This is a genomic window from Paenisporosarcina sp. P4_E4_2 (assembly GCF_056401595.1).
In genome coordinates, this window is record NZ_JBFUJC010000539.1 from 1 (window position 1) to 1,258 (window position 1,258).

The window sequence follows — 1,258 nt, forward strand, 5'->3', positions numbered from 1 at the left end:
GCCTTTTCCAACTTGGAAAATAGGGCTTAAATGATGTGCTTGACTACGTAAAAAACGTTTTTGTTTACCTGTTAACATGTGGACCTCCTAGTGTTTGTTCGACTTGCTCTATCGTTTGTTTCGTATCAGGTTTGCGATTTGTCCACTTTTGAAATGAGAATGCTCCTTGATGTACAAACATCCCAACGCCATTTAAACAACGTGCTCCTCGATCTTTTGCTTCCGCCAAAAAAGGCGTCAATAATGGATTATACACAATATCCGCAACAATTGCTGAAGATGTTACATTTTTAAGTGACATTGGCTTGTCCACTTTTGATGTTTTCATGCCTGCAGGCGTTGTCTGGATAATGATTTGAAACAGTGCAAGTTGTGATTCAGCTTGTGAAAGTGACATCGCACGATCACCATCTATATCATTAATTAATCGTTCCGCAGATTCGATTGTACGGTTTGCGCAGGAAATATGTACATATCCTTGAGCTTTCAGTGCGAAGGCTATCCCTCTTGCAGCGCCACCAGCACCCACAATTAATATGGGCAAATTTTTAAGATTTGCACCCATCGCTTCTTCAAGCGAATTGACAAAGCCGATGCCATCCGTGTTATATCCTGTCAGTGAACCATCCTCTTCCACCACTACCGTATTGACTGCGCCCATTAAGGCCGCTGTCGTATCAATATGATCCAGCAGTGGGACGATGGCTTCTTTATGTGGAATGGTTACGTTCCAACCACTCACTCCTAAACATTTAAGTGACTCGACGGCATTAACCAGCTTGTCTTTCTTTACATGCACAGGAATATAAGTGGCATCGATGGATAAATCGGCAAACCACTTGCTGTGCATGCTTGGCGACATCGAATGAGAAATGGGATCCCCAATGACCGCGTACCATTTTTTCATGTCAGTCGCCCCCTAAATCAATGATGGACGAACTTGAATTTCTACTCCTTTAGGAGCATATGCTGCAATGACCACGTTCGGTTGGTTAACAGTAATCCAGCCCAATCCGGAGAACACGATATCCGTCTTACCTGCTTTAACAGAAAACTCGTGTCGTACTAGTGGCGGGAAATTCTCTTTAAATTCGGCAGAAGGCGGTGCAAGCATTCCACCTAAATGTTCCGCATACAAAGCATCAGCATTCTCAAGTTTCGTACGGTGAATATTTAAATCATTCGATATATGAACCGTAAACGACGAACGTTCTCCTTGAATGAAGTCGAATCTTGCAAGGCCTCCAAGGAATAAGGT

The 1,258-nt window shown here is 43.1% G+C and carries 2 protein-coding genes and 1 pseudogene; all 3 read right to left on the minus strand.

Translation table 11 applies throughout. From position 1 onward, the window contains the following. Positions 1–78: YhbY family RNA-binding protein (locus AC1DSB_RS19510; RefSeq protein WP_477587441.1), on the minus strand; the 78-nt coding region annotated here is incomplete at its 3' end. Continuing rightward, the gene (gene aroE, locus AC1DSB_RS19515) at positions 65–907 is read right to left on the minus strand and encodes a shikimate dehydrogenase (protein WP_477532040.1); all 843 of its coding nucleotides are present in this window, start codon (positions 905–907) and stop codon (positions 65–67) included. The genes AC1DSB_RS19510 and aroE, both read right to left, overlap by 14 nt. 12 nt (positions 908–919) lie before the next feature. Then, positions 920–1,258: pseudogene (locus tag AC1DSB_RS19520) on the minus strand (ribosome biogenesis GTPase YqeH); the annotation flags it as partial.

Excerpts from the sequence above, each read along its gene's own strand:
- aroE (WP_477532040.1), bottom strand. The coding sequence starts at position 907 with ATGAAAAAATGGTACGCGGTCATTGGGGATCCCATTTCTCATTCGATG.